General features: G+C 64.2%; 19 protein-coding genes and 1 pseudogene. 8 read left to right on the top strand and 12 right to left on the bottom strand.

The window, feature by feature from the left end; translation table 11 throughout:
• The first annotated feature begins 387 nt into the window (after positions 1-387).
• A complete protein-coding gene (locus P6U24_RS30700; RefSeq protein WP_407156164.1) occupies positions 388-3,255 on the top strand; it encodes an ATP-binding protein in 2,868 nt (955 codons plus the stop codon).
• Here P6U24_RS30700 and P6U24_RS30695 read toward each other — a convergent pair.
• Entirely contained in the window at positions 3,203-3,937 is a 735-nt protein-coding gene (locus P6U24_RS30695; RefSeq protein WP_407156163.1) for a helix-turn-helix domain-containing protein, read from the bottom strand. The two genes, P6U24_RS30700 and P6U24_RS30695, sit on opposite strands and share 53 nt — an antisense overlap.
• 269 nt (positions 3,938-4,206) lie before the next feature.
• On the opposite strand from P6U24_RS30695, the gene P6U24_RS30690 reads away from it, so the two are divergent.
• A complete protein-coding gene (locus P6U24_RS30690) occupies positions 4,207-4,884 on the top strand; it encodes a type 1 glutamine amidotransferase domain-containing protein (protein ID WP_407156162.1) in 678 nt (225 codons plus the stop codon).
• A 139-nt stretch (positions 4,885-5,023) separates the two neighbouring features.
• Positions 5,024-6,220: an adenylate/guanylate cyclase domain-containing protein gene (locus tag P6U24_RS30685; RefSeq protein WP_407156161.1), complete on the top strand. Its 1,197-nt coding sequence runs from the start codon at positions 5,024-5,026 to the stop codon at positions 6,218-6,220.
• Between the two features lie 74 nt (positions 6,221-6,294).
• Here P6U24_RS30685 and P6U24_RS30680 read toward each other — a convergent pair whose 3' ends face one another.
• The 3 genes from P6U24_RS30680 to P6U24_RS30670 are packed head-to-tail and all read right to left on the bottom strand — an operon-like array spanning position 6,295 to position 9,546.
• Positions 6,295-7,308, bottom strand: a complete 1,014-nt coding sequence (locus tag P6U24_RS30680; RefSeq protein ID WP_407156160.1) for an amino acid ABC transporter substrate-binding protein — start codon at positions 7,306-7,308, stop codon at positions 6,295-6,297.
• Positions 7,309-7,320: 12 nt separating this feature from the next.
• Entirely contained in the window at positions 7,321-8,670 is a 1,350-nt protein-coding gene (locus P6U24_RS30675; RefSeq protein WP_407156159.1) for an aspartate aminotransferase family protein, read from the bottom strand.
• A 3-nt stretch (positions 8,671-8,673) separates the two neighbouring features.
• On the bottom strand, positions 8,674-9,546 hold the full coding sequence (locus P6U24_RS30670; RefSeq protein WP_407156158.1) for a MurR/RpiR family transcriptional regulator: 873 nt from the start codon (positions 9,544-9,546) through the stop codon (positions 8,674-8,676).
• A gap of 86 nt (positions 9,547-9,632) precedes the next feature.
• Between P6U24_RS30670 and P6U24_RS30665 the strand changes: the two genes are divergently transcribed.
• From P6U24_RS30665 to P6U24_RS30645, 5 genes are all read left to right on the top strand, one after another.
• Complete coding sequence (locus P6U24_RS30665; protein ID WP_407156157.1) at positions 9,633-10,820, top strand: amino acid ABC transporter permease; 1,188 nt, start codon at positions 9,633-9,635, stop codon at positions 10,818-10,820.
• 2 nt (positions 10,821-10,822) lie between these two features.
• Positions 10,823-11,932 (top strand): amino acid ABC transporter permease, encoded by a 1,110-nt coding sequence (locus P6U24_RS30660; protein ID WP_407156156.1) that lies wholly within the window; start codon positions 10,823-10,825, stop codon positions 11,930-11,932.
• Positions 11,916-12,416, top strand: a complete 501-nt coding sequence (locus tag P6U24_RS30655) for a metallophosphoesterase family protein (RefSeq protein WP_407156155.1) — start codon at positions 11,916-11,918, stop codon at positions 12,414-12,416. The genes P6U24_RS30660 and P6U24_RS30655 overlap by 17 nt, the downstream gene beginning before the upstream one ends.
• Before the next feature lie 374 nt (positions 12,417-12,790).
• Positions 12,791-13,261, top strand: a complete 471-nt coding sequence (locus tag P6U24_RS30650) for a hypothetical protein (protein ID WP_407156154.1) — start codon at positions 12,791-12,793, stop codon at positions 13,259-13,261.
• 105 nt (positions 13,262-13,366) lie between these two features.
• Positions 13,367-13,582, top strand: coding sequence for a DUF2892 domain-containing protein (locus tag P6U24_RS30645; protein ID WP_407156153.1), 216 nt, complete (start codon positions 13,367-13,369; stop codon positions 13,580-13,582).
• A gap of 99 nt (positions 13,583-13,681) precedes the next feature.
• Here the strand turns inward: P6U24_RS30645 and P6U24_RS30640 are convergent, their stop codons facing one another.
• The 8 genes and pseudogenes from P6U24_RS30640 to P6U24_RS30605 form a co-directional block, all read right to left on the bottom strand.
• A complete protein-coding gene (locus P6U24_RS30640) occupies positions 13,682-13,813 on the bottom strand; it encodes a hypothetical protein (protein WP_407156152.1) in 132 nt (43 codons plus the stop codon).
• Positions 13,814-13,916: 103 nt separating this feature from the next.
• A complete protein-coding gene (locus P6U24_RS30635; RefSeq protein ID WP_407156151.1) occupies positions 13,917-14,129 on the bottom strand; it encodes a hypothetical protein in 213 nt (70 codons plus the stop codon).
• Positions 14,130-14,237: 108 nt separating this feature from the next.
• Positions 14,238-14,417: a hypothetical protein gene (locus tag P6U24_RS30630; RefSeq protein ID WP_407156150.1), complete on the bottom strand. Its 180-nt coding sequence runs from the start codon at positions 14,415-14,417 to the stop codon at positions 14,238-14,240.
• Positions 14,418-14,437: 20 nt separating this feature from the next.
• Positions 14,438-15,160 carry a CBS domain-containing protein gene (locus tag P6U24_RS30625; protein WP_407160649.1) on the bottom strand — a complete coding sequence of 241 codons (723 nt, stop codon included), beginning with the start codon at positions 15,158-15,160 and terminating at the stop codon, positions 14,438-14,440.
• 81 nt (positions 15,161-15,241) lie between these two features.
• Positions 15,242-15,562 (bottom strand): c-type cytochrome, encoded by a 321-nt coding sequence (locus P6U24_RS30620; RefSeq protein ID WP_407156149.1) that lies wholly within the window; start codon positions 15,560-15,562, stop codon positions 15,242-15,244.
• Between the two features lie 14 nt (positions 15,563-15,576).
• A pseudogene (locus P6U24_RS30615) lies at positions 15,577-16,705 on the bottom strand (ABC transporter permease).
• Positions 16,706-16,710: 5 nt separating this feature from the next.
• Positions 16,711-19,233: a ribosome-associated ATPase/putative transporter RbbA gene (gene rbbA, locus P6U24_RS30610; RefSeq protein WP_407156148.1), complete on the bottom strand. Its 2,523-nt coding sequence runs from the start codon at positions 19,231-19,233 to the stop codon at positions 16,711-16,713.
• On the bottom strand, positions 19,230-20,336 hold the full coding sequence (locus P6U24_RS30605) for an HlyD family secretion protein (RefSeq protein ID WP_407156147.1): 1,107 nt from the start codon (positions 20,334-20,336) through the stop codon (positions 19,230-19,232). Before P6U24_RS30605 ends, rbbA begins: the two co-directional genes overlap by 4 nt.
• Position 20,337 lies beyond the last annotated feature (1 nt).

Here is a 20,337-nt window from a genome sequence, read left to right as displayed (position 1 = left end):
AACCGTGACAAGCTGTCGCATCCTAAAGTCGAAGATGGCGTGCGTTCGCGGCGACATCATCTCGTGCCGGCGCATGATCGATAGCGGCGACGTGCCTGCGGCAATCACTGCGCTCTACCTTTCATGACAGCATGTCCGCCAAAATGCGACGCATTCTCGGTCGGTCGCGCAGCGCACGGCTGCGCGTATCGATGCGCGCGACTCACTTGCCGAATGCGTCTTTCGATGATGAATTGCGCCTGTGAAGCGAGCCGCTGTGCGGCCCGGCTGCGATTGCAAGGCGACTTGCGCCTGCGGCCACGGAGAGGAAGGCCCGTAGCCTTCAGCCATACGAGACGATGTGAGATCGGACGCTGCCGGACATGGGCGTGTTTTGTGGTAGACGGGATGTCTGAGCAAGTCCAAGCACGCGTCTATGTCTGCGGAGAATGGGAGATCGATCTCGTCCGTCGCGAGCTCCGGCATCAGGGCCTCGCCGTGCCCCTCGGTGGTCGCGCCTTCGAGATCCTGGCGGAGCTCGCGAAATCCGCCGGGGAGCTGATCACCAAGAGCGACCTGCTGCAGCGTGTCTGGCCGGGCGTGTTCGTCGAAGAGATCGCGCTGAGGGTTCATGTCGCTGCAATCCGCAGAGCGCTCGGTGACGACCGCGAGCTCTTGGAGACGACGATCGGCCGCGGCTATCGGCTGCGCGGGATCTGGCACGCGCGCGAGGAGAGCGAGGCGCTCGCAATTCCGAAGCCGGCATCGCCGGGCGAGACCGACCTGCCTTCGACCAACATTCCGGTCGCAACCTCGGGTCTGATCGGCCGTGCCGCAATCCTTCCACATCTTCAGGGATTGTTGTCGGCCTATCGCATCGTGACGCTCACGGGACCTGGCGGCATCGGCAAGACGGTGCTGGCGCTTGATCTGGCGCGCTCCGTTCTCCACAGTTTTCAGGGCTTGGGTTTCCTGGTCGAGTTCGCTCCGCTCGCCGATCCCAGGCTCGTGTCCTCGACCGTCGCGACGGTGCTCGGCCTGAAGCTGGTCGGCGAGGAGGACGCCGAGGATGCCGTGGTACGCGCCATCGCGCACCGCAGGCTGCTGCTCGTGCTCGACAATTGCGAGCATGTGGTCGACGCTGCCGCTAGCTTCTCGGAAGCGATCGTCAGCCGCTGTCCCAATGTCCATGTGCTCGCGACCAGCCGCGAAATGCTCCGGATCGAGGGGGAATATGTCTATCGCGTCCCGCCACTGGATCTGCCGTCCGGCGATTGGGCGGAAGGCCCGCCGGTGCAGGGCGGCGCGGCCGCCGAGCTGTTCATGGCGAGAGCAAGGGCGCTGGGGCGTGAGTTCGGCGGCGACCGTGAGACATTGCGCGCCATCGCCGCGATTTGCCGGCGGCTCGACGGGATTCCGCTGGCGATCGAGTTTGCCGCGGCGCGTGCCGCCATGCTCGGGCCGCCCGCGGTCGCCGAGTCGCTCGATGATCGCTTCAACCTGCTGACCACGGGCCGCCGCACGGCGCTGCCGCGACACCGCACGCTGCGCGCCGCGCTCGACTGGAGCTACGAGCTGCTGCCCGAATCGGAAGCGAGGACGCTTCGCTTTCTCTCGGTCTTCGCCGGCGAGTTTCCGCTCGCTGCCGCCATGGCCGTCGAGGACGAGGGGACGATTCCGATCACCGACGGCATCGCCAATCTGGTGGCGAAGTCGCTCATGACGGTCGATCTCGCCGGCGACAGCCCCAAATATCGTCTGCTGGATACGACGCGGGTCTATGCGCTCGAGAAGCTGCGCAAGCAGGGCGAATACCGGGAAGCCGCGCGTCGGCACGCAAGATATTTTCGCAACTATTTCGCCAATGCGGAGCGCGAGAGCGAGTCCAGGCCGCTACCTGATTGGCTGGCCATCTACGGCCAGCATCTCGACAATGTGCGGCTCGCGCTCGATTGGGCCTTTTCTCCCGACGGCGATGCCCAGATCGGGGTCGAGCTCGTCGCGGTCGCGGTCCCAATATGGGTGCAGCTGTCGCTGCTGGCCGAATGCCGCAATCGCGTGCAGCTGGCGCTCGAGCGGCTCGACGATCGCGCCGCCGGCGCGGAGCGGCTTCGCATGCAATTGTCCGCCGCGCTCGGCTGGTCGCTGATGTACGGCTTCGGCCGCGCGAGCCAGGCAGGCCCGGCCTGGGCCACGGCGCTCGAACTCGCCGAGCGTCTCGGCGACCGCGACTACCTGCTGCGCGCGCTCTGGGGCCTCTCCATCAATCAGCTCAACGATGGCCAATTTCGGCGCGCGCTCGAATTCGCGCATCGCTTCAGGGAGGTGGCGGACGGCTCGGACGATCCGATCGAGCTGATCATGACCGACCGCCTGCTCGCCACGGCGCTGCATTATCTCGGCGAGCAGGATCTTGCGCGCGATCACATCGACCGTGTGGTCAGCCGCCTCAACACTTTCGGTTACGAACCCAGGTTCATCCGCTTCCGGTTCGATCTGCGCATCTCCACACACTATTTCCTGGCTCGCATCCTCTGGCTTCAAGGTCTTGCCGAGCAGGCACTCGGCGTGGTCGCGCGCAATCTGGTGGAGGGGCGCAATGGCGGTCACGCGCTCACTCTATGCAGCGTATTGGGGCAGGCCGCCGGTCCGATCGCCTTCCTCGCCGGTGATCTCGATACGGCTGGTGCGTATTGTGCCGAGCTGCTGGACCACACCAGGCGTCATCCGATCCGGTTGTGGCAGTTGTGGGCGGAATGCTTTCAGGGGCTGGTGATGGCCAAGCGCGGCGGCACGACGGCCGGTCTCGCCATGCTCGGCACCGCGCTCGAAAAGGCTGGCGACGCGCAGTTCCTGCCGCGCTTCCTGCTGCCGCTCGGCGAATATGCAGCCTGCCTTGGCAAAGCAGGGGATGTTGCGCGGGGGCTGGCCATCGCCAACAACGCATTGGTTCGCTGCGAGGGCCGGGACGACTTCTGGTACTGGTCCGAGCTCGAGCGCATCAGAGGCGAGCTCTTGCTGCAGCTCGACGGGGGACGGCGTGTCGCCGAGGCCGAGCAATGTTTCGACAAGGCGATCGATCTCGCCCGGCGGCAGGGCGCGCGGTTCTGGGAGCTGAGAGGGGCCATGAGCCTGGCGCGCCTGCGCATCGCGCAGGACCGGCCGACCGACGCGCGCGATCTGCTGCTGCCGGTGTATCGCAAGTTCACCGAGGGTTTCGACGTCACCGCCGATCTCCGCGATGCGAGGTCGATGCTCGCGGCGCTGCCTGAGTGATGTCGCGGGGGTGCGCCTTGCGGCGCGCGAGCGAGGCGGCCGACCCGTCGCGCGAAGACGCCAAGTGCTCGATCCGCGGACGCCTCGCGATTGCGGCGCCGTTGCGCTCGCGGCGCCAGGCGTGCGGCGTCGTGCCGACAGTGCGGTGGAAGCGGGTCGTCAGATGTGCCTGGTCCGAGAATCCGACGGCGAGCGCGATCTCGCAGATCGAAGCATCCGTCGTCATCATGAGATCCTGCGCCCGCTTGATCCGGCGCTGTGTCAGATAGGTGTGGGGGCTGACCCCGAAGCACTTCTTGAACGCCCGGCGGAAATGGCTCGGACCGAGCCGGGCCATGGCGGCGAGTTCGGAAATCCGGACGCGGTCGTTGAGGTTGGCGTCGATATAGGTGCTGATGCGTCGGATCTGCCAGGCGGCGAGCCCGCCGTGCACCGGGCGGGCCGGTTCCGGATCGGAGGCGCGGCTATCATTGCCTTCAAGCAGCGCACAGGCCTTCGCGATCAGCTCGGCGGCGGCGTCGCGGTCGCTCTCGAGCTGCATCAAGCTGCTCTGCAGCAGGGCTACCACGAGTTGAGTCACGTCGCGCCGGTCGACCGCCTCTCCAGCGGTCCAAGGCGCGGCCGTTTGGCAGTCCTTCGGTGTTGCAGGGGCGTTCACATAGAGCTCCACGTCATCAGCCATCCGGCGGCAGATTCCGCTTGGAACGGCAGTCAAACGTGCCCCGGAAAGCGTCAGCCTGCCCGTTAAGTCTTGTTAAAACCGGCCGCGCGCACACGCGGGAAAGCCCCAGGGACCCGCCACCTTGCTGATCCCGTCCGTGCCCGCGATGGCTGCCGCCGCGCGCGTTTTGTGCAAGCCGCGCGCGGGATTTTCTAGTCAGATTGCAGCCATCCGGTGGAGTTTGACGCCGATTCACCGGCCGGATTGGCTCGTCAAGTCTGGATGGCCCGTTGCGCATTCTCGTGGTGCTGACATCGCACGACCGCCTGGCCTCGGGACGCCGGACCGGGGTGTGCCTCAAGAGCTTTGCGCTCGGATACTACGCGTGCGTCGATGCAGGGCTCGAGGTCACGATCTGCTCGCCGCTCGGCGGTCCGGCGCCGATCGCGCCCTGTTCCGATGGGGATATGGCGTCCGGTATCGTGCAACGCTTCCTTGGCGACCGGACCGTGCGCGAGGAGTTCTCGGACGGACTGATGCTGTCGCAGGTCTGTGCCGGCGATTTCTCGGCCGTGTACTATCCCGACGGCCCCGGCGCGCTATGGGATCTGCCAGGCGATCGCGACTCGCAGGCGCTCATCTGTCAGATGCATGAGCAGCGACGACCCTGCGCTTTCATCGGACATGGGACGGCCGCGCTGCTGCAGGTCTGCAAGCCCGATACGATGCCGCTCGTTGCCGGTCGCAGGCTGATGGCGCCAGGCCGGGACAAGAATGCCGCTGTCGGCCTGCCGGATGAAGCGCCGTCGCTCGAGCAGGAACTCGATAGACTCGGTGCGATCTGCGTGACGGGAGCGGGCGTCGCGCCGGTCATGGTCGAGGACGGCGGCCTCATCACCGGCCGAGATGCCGACGCCAGTGTGCCCGTCGTGCAGTCTATGCTGGCGGCGATCCAGGCGTCCGCATAGATCACGATCCCGCTGCCGGATTCTTCTCTGCCGATGCGAGTACGTGGTCGTCAGCAAGTGATTGCCGCTTATCTGGACCTGTTCCGGCGATCGGATAAGATGGGCCAAGCACGCAGGCGATGCTGAACCGAATTCATCAATGACCCAAGACAATAGCGAATCCGTCATCACGCAGTCCGACGGCGACGTCGTGGACTGGCTGACGAACCACACGCGCGACGAGCGCTTTCTCGACAATATCTTCGCGCAGATGTGCGTTCGGCTCCAGCGCGCGGGCATTCCCGTCAAGCGCGCGACGCTTCACCTCCTGATCCATCATCCGCAATGGCTTGGCGCCAGGATCCTGTGGGCCGACGGCAAGCGCGAGGCCGACATCGCGCGGGTCGACTACGACGTCAGGGAGCGCTCCGAATATATCGGCAGTCCCGCCAACGAGATTCATGACGGCGCCGCGGAGATACGCGAAAATCTCGAGCGCGATCCATCACTGGGCCGCCGGCATGCCGTCTATGACGAGATGCGCGCGCAAGGCCTGACGGACTATGTCGCCTGGCCGTTGTACCATACGCTCGGCAAGCGCCACATCGTGACCTTCGCGACCGACCGGCGCGGAGGCTTCGATGACGCGCATATCGCCGGCCTGCAGAAGCTGTTGCCGGTCCTGGCGCTGGTCAGTGAAATCCGCATGAAGAACCGGCTGGCGCGAACCCTGCTCGAAACCTATGTGGGGTCGCATGCCGGCGAGTTGATTCTGGCCGGCGCCACCAGGCGTGGCAGCGGGACCACGGTGCGCGCCGCTATTATGATCTGCGATCTCAGAGATTTCACCAAGATCTCCGACAACTGGCCGCGCGATGACGTCATCGATCTCCTGAACGGCTATTTCGATGCGGTCTCCGACCCGATTGTGCGCCATGGCGGTGAGATCCTGAAATTCATGGGCGACGGCCTGCTCGCCATCTTTCCGCTCAGCGAGCCTCAGGCCTGCGCCAACCTGCTGCATGCCGTGACGGATGCCCGCAAGGCGATGACGGCCCTGAACGAAAAGAATGGCGAAGCAGGCCGCACGCCGCTGAACTTCGGAATCGGCGTTCACGTTGGGGACGTCATGTACGGCAATATCGGCTCGCGCGCGCGGCTCGACTTCACCGTGATCGGTCCCGCCGTCAATATGGCCTCACGGCTCGAAGCGCTGACCAAGCAACTGGGACGGCCGGTGCTGCTGTCGCGCGCCTTCGCTGACCATGTCGCCGGCGCGTTTGAACTCGATCGTGTCGGCGAGCATTCCGTGCGCGGCTTCAGCGAGCCGATCGAGCTGTTTGCCTACGACGGCTGAAGCGAGTCCGCTGTCAGGTGTCGTCAGCAGCGCAACGTGAGGCATTGCGCTGCTGAGCCGCCAGACCGCGATGCCTACTTGAACGGGACCGCGTACATCAGGCCGCCCTTGCTCCAGAGCCCGTTGAGGCCGCGCTCGAGTTTCAGCGGGCTCGCCTTGCCGACATTGCGCTCGAAGATCTCGCCGTAATTGCCGCCGGCTTTGATCGCCGCCACCAGCCATTTGTTGTCGAGGCCAAGCCGCGAGCCGAGATCGCCGGAGGTGCCAAGCAGCCGCTGCACCGCGGGCGTGTTCGACTTTGCCATCTCCTCGACATTGGCTTGGGTGACGCCGAGCTCTTCGGCCTCGACCAGCCCGTAATGCAGCCAGGTGATGATGTCGCTCCAGACCTCGTCGCCGTTGCGGGTGAAGGGGCCGAGCGGCTCCTTGCTGATGGTCTGCGGCAGCACGACGTAGTCGGCCGGATTCGGCGCCGCGGTCGTGACCGCGCCGGCGAGTGCGGACGCATCCTGGGTCATGGCATCGCAGCGGCCGCCGAAGAAGGTCTGGTACATGGTGTCGACGCGGTCGAACACCAGCGGTTTCCAATCGATGCCGTTGGCGCGGCCATAGTCGCCGAGCGTGACCTCATGGGTGGTGCCCTGCGCCACGCAGACGGTGGCGCCTTTGAGGTCCTTCAAATCCTTCACGCCGAGATCCTTCTTCACGACAAAGCCCTGTCCGTCGTAGAAGTTGATGGGACCCTGCCGCAGGCCCAGCGTGACGCCGCGCAGAAAAGTCTGCGTCGAGTTGCGATAGAGCACATCGATCTCGCCCGATTGCAGCGCGGTGAATCGATTCTGCGCGGTGAGCGCGACGTAGCGCACCTTGGTGGGATCGCCGAGCACGCCGGCCGCGAGCGCACGGCAATAGTCAACGTCGAGGCCCTTGAAAGTGCCTTGTGAATCCGGCGCCGAGAACCCGGCGAAACCGGTGCTGACGCCGCAGATCAGCGTGCCACGCTGCTTCACCGTGTCGAGCGTCGCGGCCGACGCCGTTCCTGTCGATGCCGCGAGCAGGCCGGCCGCGATGATCATTTGCCTCATCATGTTCCTCTCCCCTCAGTGATTGATGTTGTCCAGCACGTTGTCGACGGCCGCGCCGAGCTTGTCGACGATCAGGTCGATCTCCTGCGCCGACGTGATGTAGGGCGGCGCGAGCAGCACGTGATCGCCCCGGACGCCATCCACGGTGCCGCCGCCGGGATAGCAGCCGAGCCCGCTGGCAAGAGCCTCCGCCTTGATCTTCTGGTGCAGCTTGAGGGCCGGATCGAACGGGGTGCGCGCCGCGCGATCGGCGACGAGCTCGATCGCCCAGAACAGGCCGCGGCCGCGAATGTCCCCGACATGGCGGTGATTGCCGAAACGCTCCGTGAGGCGTTGCTCGAGCTGACGGCCACGTTCCCTGACCTGCGCGAGCAGTCCGTCCTCGCGGATGACGTCCTGCACCGCGAGCGCGGCCGCGCAGGCGAGCGGATGCGCAAGATAAGTGTGGCCGTGCTGGAACGCGCCGGAGCCTGCGCGGATGGTGTCGATGATCCGCTTGCTTGCGAGCATCGCGCCGATCGGCTGATAGCCGCCTCCAAGGCCTTTTGCGATCGCCTGGATGTCGGGCGCGACGCCCTCCTGCTCCCACGCATGCGTGGTGCCGGTGCGGCCCATGCCGCTCATGACCTCATCGAGGATGAGCAGTGCGCCATGGCGGTCGCAGATCGCGCGCACCGCCTTGAAGTAACCCTCGGGCGCGGTCACCGCGCCTGCGGTGGCGCCGACGACAGGCTCGGCAAGGAATGCTGCGACAGTGTCGGGGCCAAGCCGCTGAAACTCGGCCTCGAGCTCGGCTGCGAGCCGCGCCACGAACTGCGCATCCGTCTCGCTCTCATGCTTCTCATGATAGGTAAAGGCCGGGCTGACATGACTGAACGCGGATGACAGCAGCGGAGCATAGGGTGCGCGCCGCCAGGCGTTGCCGCCCGCAGCGAGCGCGCCGAGCGTATTGCCGTGATAGCTCTGCCGGCGCGCGATGAAATGCTGCCGCTGCGGCTCGCCGCGCTCGATGAAATATTGCCGGGCCAGCTTGATGCTGGCTTCGACCGCCTCCGATCCGCCGCTGACGAAATAGGCGTAGGCGAGGCCGCCCGGCTCGTGGCCGACCAGCACCTCCGCGAGCGCCTCCGCAGGTTCGGACGAGAAGAAGGCCGTATGTGCGTAAGCCAGCTGAGAGGTCTGTTTCGCGATCGCCGCGATCACGCGCGGATGCTGATGACCAAGGCAGGAGACCGCCGCGCCGCCGGAGGCATCGATCACGCGCCGCCCGTCTTCGGCGATGAGATAGATGCCATCGCCGCCGATCGCCTTGGGCGGCGTCTCGCGCAGGGAACGGTGCAGGACTCGGCTGGTGCGAGCGGTCATGGCTCAACCTTTCTCGGGGACATAGGTGGCAGCCGCGGCCAGTCTCGCCTCGGTATCCTGGAGACGCTTCTTCGCAGCCGCGCCGCCGAGCGAGAACGTCACCGCGGCCAGCGACTGCGCGATCGCGATCGCGCCGGTGAGGCTGGGGAAGAAGCCGGGCGAGGCGGCGGCCTCGAACAGCAGCGTGTGGTCGGCACCTTCGGCCATCGGCGCGGTGACGACGTCAGTGATCGCGATCAACGTCGCGCCGGCGTGATAGGCGGCCTGCGCGATTCGGACGCTTGCATGCGTATAGGGCAGGAAGCCGATAACGATGACAGCCTCGCCCGATCGGAAGGCGCCGAGATCGAGATCGTCAGGCCCGGACGCGCCGACGATCTGCACCTGGTCGGGACGGAACAGCCGCAGCTCGTAATTGAGCAGCTCCGCGACGCTGCGACAACTGCGATAGCCGGCGATCCAGATCCGCTTGGCCGCGTGCAGCGTGCGGGCCGCATCCGCGATCGTCTGCGCTGAGATGCGCGGAAGGCCGGCAGCCTCTGCCTCGAGCTTGTCAGTGACGAGCATGACGTCGGCGTTTGGACCATGGCGGCGGCCTTTCGCGCGGCCGGAGAAGGGTGAGGTCTGCGACGGTCGTCGCGCCTCTGTCAGCGCCGCACGCAACTCATCCCAGCCGGAATAGCCGATCGCCTTTGCAAGCCGCGTGAACGCGGCCGGATCGGCCCCGGCTTCGGCGGCGAGATCGCGCATCGAACGGGTGGTGGCGTCGTAGTCGTTGGCGGCGACAAATCGGCCGACCTGCTGCAGGCGCTGCGGCAGCGATGGCAATGCGCTGCACAGCTCGTTCAAGGGCGAGGGTCTCGCGATCTGGGTCATGAAACAGTTGTTGCACGCATTGATATTTGGTGCAACACTTGATGTAATCAGCCGGACATCGCTGCATTTGCGAAGGATTTTGTGCTGTGACGACCGATCGCCCCAGACCGCGCCCGCGTCGCCGTTTCTTTGCCGCCTGGGGACGCCGCGAACTGCACGGCTTGTTCTGGCAGATGCTTGTGGTCGCCATCGTGGTCGGCGTCGTCGCCTTCCTCTGGTCCAACACCGTCGCCAATCTGTCGGCTCGCCGCATCACCACCGGCTTTGCCTTTCTCGGGCGCGAGGCCGGCATGCCGATCGCCGACAGCCTGATCGCCTATAGTCCAAGGGACACCTATCTCTGGGCGTTCGTGGTCGGAATTGCCAACACGCTGCGCGTCGCGGTGATCGGCATCGTGCTCGCGACCATACTTGGCACGCTGGTCGGCATCTCCAGGCTCTCCGCCAACTGGCTGTTATCGCGACTCGCTGCCGTCTATGTCGAGGTGCTGCGCGATATCCCGCTGCTGCTGCAATTGTTGTTCTGGTACGTGCTGATGCAGGCGCTGCCGGCCGCGCGGGTAGCCCTAAGACCGGTCGACGGCGTGTTTCTCTCCAATCGCGGCCTGATCCTGCCGTCGATCCCGCTCGGAGGGCCGCAGCTTTGGGTGCTCGGCACAGCCGTGCTCGGCGCTGTGCTATCCCACTTCATCCGGCGGGAGCTGATCGCGCGGCAGATGCGCGACGGCAGGCCGCGACGGATATGGCCATTTGCGGTCGGCTTCATCCTCGTGCTGCCGGCGCTGGTATCATGGCTGCTGGGCGTGCCGTGGACCATCGACTGGCCGGAACTGCATGGCTTCAACTTCACGGGCGGGCTGACGCTCGCGCCGGAATATTTCGCGCTGCTGATTGCGCTCGTGACCTACACCTCGGCCTTCATCGCGGAGATCGTGCGCAGCGGCATCCAATCCGTATCGCGCGGCCAATGGGATGCCGCCAACGCGCTCGGCCTGCGCCGCAGCTTCACCTTGCGGCAGATCGTCTTGCCGCAGGCGCTGCGCGTGATCGTGCCGCCGATGACGAGCCAGTATCTCAATCTGACCAAGAACTCCTCGCTCGCGGTCGCGATCGGCTACCAGGACGTGGTGTCGGTCGCCAATACCACGCTGAACCAGACCGGGCAGGCGATCGAGGCGATCGCGCTCATCATGGCGGTGTTCCTGGTGATCAGTCTGAGCATCAGCTTCTTCATGAACTGGTACAACGCGCGCATCGCGCTATCGGAGCGCTGATCATGACTGTTGTCACGGACGTTCCGGACTCACCGCGCGCAGCAAGGCGCCCGCGATCGGGCCCGCCCGCGCTGCGATGGATACGCGCCAATCTGTTCTCGTCGATCCCGAACGCGATCATCACGCTGGTGCTGCTGGCGGTACTTGCGAAGGCCCTGATCGGCTTCCTGCAATGGGGCATCGCGAATGCGATCTGGATCACCCATGGCAACGATTCCAGCGCGTGCAAAGCCGTGCGCGGCCTCGGCGCCTGCTGGGCCGTGATCCCTGAGAAATATCGCTTCATCCTGTTCGGCACCTATCCATTCGATGAGCAGTGGCGGCCTGCGCTTTCGGTGCTGCTGTTCATCGCGCTGTTCTATCTTTCCACCCGCCGCTCCTGGTGGCGGCGTGAGCTGGTCTATGTCTGGATCGGCGCGCTGGCCTTGATCAGCGTGCTGATGTGGGGCGGCGTGTTCGGGCTCAGCTTCGTCTCGCAGGACCGCTGGGGCGGATTGCCGGTGACATTGATCCTCGCGACCTTTGGTCTTTCCTTCGGCTTTCCGCTGGGGATCGTCGTCGCGCTCGGCCGGCGCTCGAAGCTGCCGGCGATCCGCTCGCTCTGCGTGCTCTATGTCGAGCTGATCCGCGGCGTGCCGCTGGTCAGCCTCTTGTTCATGGCAAGCGTGATGTTTCCGCTGTTCATGCCGGGCGGCTTCAACATCGACAAGCTGTTGCGGGCGCAGATCGCAATCATCCTGTTCGCCGGCGCCTATCTTGCGGAGGTGATCCGCGGTGGGCTCCAAGCAGTGCCGCGCGGGCAGCATGAAGCCGCTGATGCGCTCGGCCTGTCCTATTGGCGCAAGAACCGGCTGACCATCCTGCCGCAGGCGATCCGCCATGTGATTCCGCCGCTGGTCAACACTTTCATCGCGTTCTTTAAGGACACCAGCCTTGTCCTGATCATCGGCATTTTCGACCTGCTGACCACGGCCAAGACCGCGATCATCGATCCGGCCTGGCAGCAGTTCTCGGTCGAGGTCTATATCTTCGTGGCGATGATCTATTTCGCCTTCTGCTTCGCGATGTCGCGGTATAGTCGAAGCCTGGAGGCGCATGGCGCGGGGCGGTGATCTTCGGCTGCAGATGAAAATCGGCGTCATCTCGGACACCCACGGCCTCTTGCGCCCGGAAGCCGAACAGCGGCTCGCCGGCGTTGCGCACATTCTTCACGCCGGCGATATCGGCAAGCCGGAGATCATTGCGAGGCTTTGCCGGATCGCGCCGGTGACTGCGATCAGGGGCAATGTCGATACGGGACCGTGGGCTGAGGCTTATCCCGAGACCACGACGGTGACGCTCGGCGGCCACAAGATCTACATCCTGCACGATCTTCAGCAGCTGCAGCTCGATCCCGCATCTGCCGGCATTGACGTGGTCATTTCGGGCCACTCCCATCGCGCTGGAATCAAGACCGAGCAGGGCGTGCTCTATCTCAATCCGGGAAGCGCCGGGCCACGCCGCTTCAAGCTGCCAATCACCTTGGCGATCCTCGAGGTCACCAAGCGCGGGCTGCGGCCGACGCTTCATCATCTCAGTGCTGCGAGCGCCGCGTGAGGAGGCGGGGTATTGCCGGGGCGGTGAGATGGTCCCGGCCGGCCCCGCTCGGCCGGCGATCGCGTCGACCGATGCGGTCCACCTGATCAAAGCTTGACCTCGCTCAAGGCGCGCGTGCGTGGCCGGCGGTATTACTCAACCTCGCGTGCATGCTCAGATGGGTGACGTCATGGTCGAACAAACGAATAAATCCGTTGGGGCAGAGGCCCAGGCAGCCGGCGCAAAGACGCCTCAGGGGCGTGCCGGCAGAGTCGACGCAGCGCGCTGGTTTCGGAACGCTTTGGAAGATGATGACGTTCGTGAGGCGCTGAGGAGCGAAAGGTCATCGAGCCGGCGGAGCCGCGTACCCGTTGCTTCGGACGGGAGATAAAAACATGAAGATGCGCGTGCTTGTGGCGGCTGCCTTTGCTGGATTGGTGCCGCTAGCGCTTGCTGTGGCCCAATCTTCGCAGCAACGAATGTCGCAGGGCGAAAATCGTCCCCGTCTCGGAGAGATCATGATGGCAAAGCAATGGCGGCATATCAAACTGTGGTTCGCAGCAAAGGATCATAATTGGGCCCTTGCGGCGTATGAACTGGCCCAGATCAAGGCAAACCTCGTCGAGGCGGCGGCGCTTTATTCGGGCATCCCTGTAGGCGATATCGCAACGATGGCCGAGCCAATTCGATCGATCGAGAAAGCCGTTCAATCGAAAGATCAGGCCGGCTTCGTCAATGCCTTCAATGCACTCACGGCTGGCTGCAACGCGTGCCACCGCGACATGGGACGAGATTTCATTGAAATAAAAGTGCCTGCAGGCTCCCCCTTCGGCAATCAGGTCTTTGCACCATCGACGAAGCCTTAGATTTTGCTAATCCTACGGCAGCCGGTCCATTGCCGTTGAGCAGGATCAATGCAGGGTGGACCAAGCAGGAGCAGATTTGATGCGGCTCATCGGGGAGATCGCATCATGCGCCGCAACATCGGAATTATCGATCAAACCATTCGCGCGATTCTCGGCTTGGCATTGATTGCTCTCGCCGCACAGGACGGCATCTCGATTCCGGTCGACGTGCTCTCGATCCTCGCCGCGGCTTATCTGCTCGTGACGGCAATCGTGCTGCACTGTCCACTTTATCGCGCGCTGGGATTGAGCAGCTACGGCCAGCTGGACCGCTCCACCTAAATCGGGAGCGCGGCGGGCTGCTGCCCCAGCGCTCGGCGATCGCCTGCCGCCGAGCGCGACCGGTTTGCATTGCGGCTGTCAAGCGGTGGAACGCCCGGATTATTCACGCGCCTTCGCCGCAGCGGGTGTGGCGGAATCCTGGGTCTGCCGATCGGCCCACGCCAGGGCGACGGCGAAGATCGAAAACATGCCAACGATCGCGGCAATGACGCGCATGGTTGAGACGGGCATTTCATCATCTCCCCTTTTTTTGCGGCCCGACCGGTTTGCCCGATCTGCCCGATGCCGGCCTTGAGGAAGATCAAGCCCGCCCGGCCAAAGTCGGTGCGAGCGCCTATCGCGGCTTCGCGTCCGCGCCCAGCAAAGCGCCGGTGGCCAGATTGACGAAGTGCGTTTCCGAGCAGGCGATGCAGGAGATCGGTGCGTAGCGGTCCGCCTCGGTCGTGTCGAACGATTCCTCGGCGAGAAAGCCCTGGACCGTGTGTCCGGTTCGCGGACAGATGAAAAGAACGGTGCGGCAGGTCCGACACGTCTGCTGATCAGTCATTTTTCGATCCCCGATGCGGCGTGGAAGGAGGGACCACATTGGCATCCCGGTCGGGTAGGCCAGCTATCCGGCGGAGCTTGCAGCCGCACTTGGATCGAAGGCCGGCTGCTACGGACGATGGCTTCGCCGCCGCTGGGTGGTGCAGACCGCCCCAAAGCCGAGCAGCGCAATCATCAGAAGAATAGCGACAAAGGTTTGCACGATATCGAAGTTCAAGCTGTCACGCGCAACCAGCAGCGCCGCGATCGGCGCTGCAATGATGGAGAAGAGCCGGACGAGCCAGGCCACGGAGCATTCTCCCGATCTGCTCAACTGGCCGCCTTCATGTCTTCAGGCGAGTCGAAATAGAAGCCGGAGTAGCTATCGACCAGGCACAGGTGATCATGCACCTCGGTGACGCCGGCGGTGTTCTCCGCGGCGACGATGGCGGCCTGGCGCGACTCGTCGGTGGTAATGATCCCGTGCAGGTGAACCAGGCCACTGCGCACGGTGACCTCAAATCCAATCGGCCGCCAGTCAGTCGCGTTGACCTGCCGCAGGATCCGATCGCGGATGTGGTCGTCATCCGCCGTCGGATCGGGGATTTCGCGCGCCATGCTGGCGACAGCCTGCAGCAGGTTGGTCCGGGTCACGATGCCGACCAGAGCCTTCCCGTTCATAACGGGCAGGCGCTTGATGTCGTGTTTCTCCATCAGCCCGACCAGCTCTTCGAGCGGCGTTTCCTCCACGACCGTGATCGGGCCTGCCGTCATGACGTCCTCGATCTTGCGTCCCCGCTCGCGAATGAAATCCGCCGCGGCGCGGCCAGGTCCGACCAAGAATTGCAGCCAGGCCGGTCGCTTGCGTCCGGTTCCGATTTCACTGCGGCGCAGGAAATCACTTTGCGAGACCATGCCGACCAGCGTGCCGTTGTCCTCTACGACAGGCAGGCCGCTGATCTTGTTCAGGAGCATGATCCTGGCGGCGTCCTCGATGGACGTGTGTGGGGTCACGCTGATGACGTTCTTCGTCATGATCTGGTGGGCGCGCATGGGAAGCCTCCAAGTTTGCGAAATCAAGGATAGCGCGTCGGGGGGCATTGCGCCTTGACCTGCCTCAACGGCGCCGAGCTCTCATTCCAGCGTCTTCAGGAAAGCGATGAAGTCAGCGACCTGATCGGCATCGAAGCGGAATTCCGGCATGGTGGGGTGGCCGGTGACGATCCCTTCGGCGAGCGATTCCTGCAGCATCCCTACGGGATAGCGCTCGTGCAGGGTGCGGAATGGCGGTGCGATGCGGAGCGGGCTCGGGCTCACCTTGTCGGTTGCGTGACATTTTGCGCAGTAGAGCAGAGCCAGCCGTTTGCCTTGTTCGGGATTGGCCGCGGCCAGCGGATTGACACTGGCGAGGCCGACCAGAACGGATAGCACTGCCACGCGAATAGCGTTGGACATTTTACTCTCCCATCTCAATTCGAATTCGATGTCACTGCGGCTCGGAAGCGCAGCAGCGACAGCACCAGGAAAAGCGCGCCGATGCCGGCTACCGCGAGGAACTGCGGCCAGACCACGTCCATTCCGGCGCCGCGATAGAGGATCGATTGCGCAAACGAGACGAAATGCGTGGACGGAGAGGCCTGCATCGCAGTGGCAAGAAAGGGCGGCATGCTCTCCAGCGGAGTCGCGCTCCCCGACAGCAGGTTCATCGGCAAGGCGACCGGCATATAGATCAGCCCGAGTTGCGGCATTGAGCGCGCGACCGTTCCGAGGAAGAGGCCGATCGAGGTTGCGAAGAACAGGTACAGCACAGTGCCGAACAGGAAGAGCGGGATCGATCCACTGATCGGAATGCCAAGCAGCGCGCGGACCACGACATAGAGCGACAGGCCGGTTGCGACCGCAATGACAAACCCGTTCGCCCAGATCTTCGACATGGCGATCTCGAACGGGCTGAGCGGCATCGCCAGGAGATGCTCCATGGGTGCCGTGCTCTCGCTCCCGCACCAGCGCCGCGCCGGCCAGGATGATCGCGAGCATTGTGACATTGTTGATGATGCCCATGACGCTCGCGAACCAGGATGTCGTGACATTTGGGTTGAACGCGACGCGAACCGCGAGATTCACCGGGGACAGCGGCGTGCCCTCTGCCTTCGACAGGAAGCTGGAGATCTCGGTATCGATGATCTGCTGGGCATAGCCGGAGCCCAGGCCGGCCTGGACCATGGCTGTCGCATCGACATTGACCTGCAGTCCTGCCTGGCGGCCGGTCAGGATGTCCTGTTCGAAATTCGGGGGGATGTCGATGACGAACGTGTAGCTGCCGTTGTTCATCAGCGGCTCGATCTCGGCCTGCGAGATCAGCACCGGCGGCTTGAAATAGGGCAGCAGAAACGCATGCGTGATCCGACGCGAGAGCTCCGAATGATCCTCGTCCACGATCGCGATCGAGGCGTGATAGAGCTCCTGTGAGTTGCTATGCGCCTGGCTGATCACGGTGAGCGAGAACGAGTAGATCACGAAGCCGAGCAGCACGAAATCGCTGAAGAAGCTGCGCAGCTCCTTGGTTCCGAGCCAGAAGATGTTGGATAGCGAACGCATCGATCTCAACGCTCCTGCCTGCGCAGGCAGGCCAGGCTCGCCAGCGTCAGCACCGGAATGAACACCGCAAGCGCCAGCATGCTCCTGTCGAGGTCGGCGAAACCGAGCCCCTTGGTGAAGGCGCCGACGCTGATCGGCCGGTAGTAAGTCATCGGAAAGCACAGGCCCATGATCTGCGCCGAGCCCGACAGGGACGATACGGGCACCCTCATGCCGGAAAATTCCGAGGCCGGCTTGCCGAGCAGAAATTCCAGCCGCGTGACCGGCGTCACGTACAGGTTCGTGATCGAGCCAAGTTCTTTCTCGCGCACCACCGCCAGTGCCATCAGGATCGCCGGAAACAATGCAAGCATCATCGCGAGCGTCGACGGCACCATAGCGTAGATGCTGTCAAAACTCTGGTTGTATTTAAAGCGAACCTCGATGTTGGCGGGGCTCGAAGCCATGGACTTTGTCGTCCTCACCGCCGGGTCGGCCAGGTAGGCCTGATGCATGCCCTGGAGATAGCCGCGGATCGTCTCGGCCCGGAACGGCATGGCACCGTCAATCCACGCCGATACCCAGGCCGGCCGCCCTCTCTTGATATCGATGCCGAACCCGGGCGGGATTTCGATGCTGGCCTGGATGTCCCTGTTTTTCATGCGCCGATCGAGATCGGCATAGCCGGCGAGAGCAGGTCTTTCGACGAAGTAGGGCGAACCCCTGAGCTCCTCCAGATAGGCACGGCTTTCAGGCGTCTGGTCGCGGTCGAGCGCCGCAAAGCTCAGATTGTTGACGTCCGTGGAGATGCCGAGGCCGAACACCACCATCAGGAACGCGGTGCCGAACAGCGCGAACATGATGCGGAGCGGATCGCGGACGAGTTCGAGGCTCTCGCGAACAGTGTAGGCGAAGAGCCGGCGAAAGCTGAACAGCGGATGATCGCGATTGTTCGAGCGCGCCGGAATATTGCGGCGGTCCGGTGCAGCTGCGTCGGTTGAGGTCCTCGTGGCGGATGCTTCCTCGAGGAAGCAGATGAATGCCTCTTCCAGGCTGCCTGCGGACTTCGCCTGGATCAGTCGCTCCGGCGTATCGGTGGCGAGCACATGCCCTTCATGCATCAGCGACAGGCGATCGCAACGCGCCGCCTCGTTCATGAAATGCGTGGAGACGAAGATCGTCATCTCCTGATCGCGCGACAGGTCGATCAGGAGCTGCCAGAACTGGTCGCGTGCGAGTGGATCGACGCCCGACGTGGGCTCGTCCAGGATCAGAAGATCGGGTTTGTGGACGATGGCGACCGCGAGTGACAGCCGCTGCCGGATGCCGAGCGGCAGCGAAGACGCGAGGCTGTCCAGGTGATCGGCGAGATCGCATTTGTCGATCAGCTCCGCAATCTGATGTTCGGCGACAGCGGACGGCAACCGAAACAGCTTGGCGTGCAGCGAGAGGTTCTGTCGAACAGTGAGCTCGCCGTAGAGCGAGAAGGATTGCGACATGTAGCCGACGCGACGCCGTGAAGCGAGATTTCCGGCCTGCAGGCTCTCTCCGAAGATCAGCGCTTCGCCCTCGGTCGGCGGCAACAGGCCGGTCAGCATTTTCATGGTGGTGGTCTTGCCCGATCCGTTCGAGCCGACGAACCCGAAGATCTCGCCCCGTGTGATCGCAAAGCTGACGCGGTCGACCGCAACGAAATCGCCGAACCGGCAGGTCAGGTTTTTGGCGACGATGACAGTCTTGCTCTCCTCGCTGATTTCGGGCCGCGCCGGCGTCGGCTGCTGCCGCATGCGCTGCTGCTCGGGCAGCAGTGCAACGAACGCGGCCTCGATCGAGGATGTGCCGGTCTGGCGCTTCAGGTCCGTGGGCGAACCGGCAGCGAGCACGCGGCCTGCATTCATGGCAATCAGCCAGTCAAAGCGTTCCGCTTCCTCCATATAGGCGGTGGCGACGAATACGCTCATTGCCGACGCGCTGCGCGATCGCAGGCGATCGATCAGATCCCAGAACTGCCGACGCGACAGCGGATCGACGCCAGTGGTCGGCTCGTCCAGGATCAGCAGGTCAGGATCGTGGATCAGTGAGCAGCAGAGACCGAGTTTCTGGCGCATGCCGCCGGACAGCTTTCTGGCTGGCCGGTTGGCAAATTCCGCAAGCGCCGTGCTCTCCAGGAGCTCCTCGATCCGCCAGTCCCGCTCCTTGCGCGACTGGCCGAACAGCCTGGCGAAGAACTCGATGTTCTCGCGAACGCTGAGGTCCGGGTAGAGATTCTTGCCCAGCCCCTGCGGCATGTAAGCAATCCGCGGGCAGATCGAGGCGCGGGCGCCGGCGTCCGAAATGTCCACGTTCAGCACGCTCGCCTGTCCCTGCTGGACGGCGCGTGCGCCCGCCAGGATCGCAAGCAGAGAGGACTTGCCGACGCCGTCGGGACCGATCAGCCCGACCAGGCAGCCGGAGGGAAATTCGACCGACACATGGTCGAGGGCGGTTACCTTGCCGTAGCACTGCGTGACACCGGTGACGATCGCGGCCGCATGCGCATCTTCGCTCATGGCGAACCTTGCAGGTCTTTTGGCCAAGCCGCCGTCGGGTCCCAGCGGATATAGGTCAGGCCCGGCAATCCGCTTCGGATGGCGTCGCTATGTGCACGCAGCCGCTCTTCGTCGATGCGGACCCTGATCCTGAACATCAGCTTGTCGCGCTCGGTCCGAGTCTCGACCGTTTTCGGCGTGAACTGGGATTGGCTTGCGATGAAAGCGACCTTGGCCGGGATCGGATGACCGGGATAGGCGTCAAGCACGATGCGCGCATCCGCGCCGACCTGCACCTTGCCGGCTTCCTGCGTCGGCAGATAGACATCCATGTAGACGTAGCTGAAGTCCAGCATGGTGAAGACCTTGCCGCCGGCCGGCAGCACCTCGCCGACGTTCGTGAGCCTATACTGGATGCGCCCCATTTTCGGCGCGACCAGCGTGTTGTCGGCGATCTGCACCCGATAGAAGCCCGCATCATGCTCGGCCGCGTCAAGCGCGTGCAGAGCCTGCGAGATGCGTTCCTGCGCGGCGTTCAGGCCGGCGCTGGCCGCGTCGAGCGCCTGCTTTCGTTGATCTGCGATCTCTTGCGTCGTCCAACCATTCTTCAGCAGGCTGTTGCTGCGGTCCATCTCCTGCTGAGCAAGAAGCTTCTGCGCCTGTTGCTGTGCGAGGTTCGCCTTGGCTTCGTCGACCGCATGTTGGGCCTGCCGGCCTTGCGCCTCCGACTTTGCGAGCGACTCCTGCAGGTCGCGCGTGTCGATCCGGGCGACGATCTGCCCGTGCACGACCATGTCGCCGATATCGGCGAGCAGTTCCGAGACACGCCCCGCATATTTGGCGGCAATATCTATCTCGTCCGTCTCGACGCGACCGTTGCCGAAGCTGATGCCAAGCGGCAAGGGTGGATGTGCCCACTTCCACCAGCCATATCCGCCGCCGGCGCCCGCCAGCAGGACAAGGGCGAGTGGAATGGCAACGCGCCAAGTCCTCCGCGCGGCGCTCTTTGGCGGCGCCGCGATCGGCACGGGCAGATTTTCTTGTCGCAGCGCGACCACATTGCTCGATTCGCGCTGGTCGGCTCGACGCGCCCGATCCAACAACTCGTCGCCCTGGTTTGCCATG

This window comes from Bradyrhizobium sp. STM 3557 (assembly GCF_045571465.1).
In the GTDB taxonomy this organism is placed as follows: domain Bacteria; phylum Pseudomonadota; class Alphaproteobacteria; order Rhizobiales; family Xanthobacteraceae; genus Bradyrhizobium.
This window is presented reverse-complemented; position numbering and strand designations above follow the sequence as displayed.

Coding starts and splice junctions, on each gene's coding strand:
- P6U24_RS30700 (WP_407156164.1), top strand. CDS start 388: ATGTCTGAGCAAGTCCAAGCACGCGTCTATGTCTGCGGAGAATGGGAG.
- P6U24_RS30650 (WP_407156154.1), top strand. CDS start 12,791: ATGAAGATGCGCGTGCTTGTGGCGGCTGCCTTTGCTGGATTGGTGCCG.
- P6U24_RS30670 (WP_407156158.1), bottom strand. CDS start 9,546: ATGACCCAGATCGCGAGACCCTCGCCCTTGAACGAGCTGTGCAGCGCA.
- P6U24_RS30625 (WP_407160649.1), bottom strand. CDS start 15,160: ATGCGCGCCCACCAGATCATGACGAAGAACGTCATCAGCGTGACCCCA.
- P6U24_RS30695 (WP_407156163.1), bottom strand. CDS start 3,937: ATGGCTGATGACGTGGAGCTCTATGTGAACGCCCCTGCAACACCGAAG.
- P6U24_RS30655 (WP_407156155.1), top strand. CDS start 11,916: ATGGCGCGGGGCGGTGATCTTCGGCTGCAGATGAAAATCGGCGTCATC.
- P6U24_RS30680 (WP_407156160.1), bottom strand. CDS start 7,308: ATGATGAGGCAAATGATCATCGCGGCCGGCCTGCTCGCGGCATCGACA.
- P6U24_RS30645 (WP_407156153.1), top strand. CDS start 13,367: ATGCGCCGCAACATCGGAATTATCGATCAAACCATTCGCGCGATTCTC.
- P6U24_RS30605 (WP_407156147.1), bottom strand. CDS start 20,336: ATGGCAAACCAGGGCGACGAGTTGTTGGATCGGGCGCGTCGAGCCGAC.
- P6U24_RS30635 (WP_407156151.1), bottom strand. CDS start 14,129: ATGACTGATCAGCAGACGTGTCGGACCTGCCGCACCGTTCTTTTCATC.
- P6U24_RS30675 (WP_407156159.1), bottom strand. CDS start 8,670: ATGACCGCTCGCACCAGCCGAGTCCTGCACCGTTCCCTGCGCGAGACG.
- P6U24_RS30640 (WP_407156152.1), bottom strand. CDS start 13,813: ATGCCCGTCTCAACCATGCGCGTCATTGCCGCGATCGTTGGCATGTTT.
- P6U24_RS30620 (WP_407156149.1), bottom strand. CDS start 15,562: ATGTCCAACGCTATTCGCGTGGCAGTGCTATCCGTTCTGGTCGGCCTC.
- P6U24_RS30660 (WP_407156156.1), top strand. CDS start 10,823: ATGACTGTTGTCACGGACGTTCCGGACTCACCGCGCGCAGCAAGGCGC.
- P6U24_RS30685 (WP_407156161.1), top strand. CDS start 5,024: ATGACCCAAGACAATAGCGAATCCGTCATCACGCAGTCCGACGGCGAC.
- rbbA (WP_407156148.1), bottom strand. CDS start 19,233: ATGAGCGAAGATGCGCATGCGGCCGCGATCGTCACCGGTGTCACGCAG.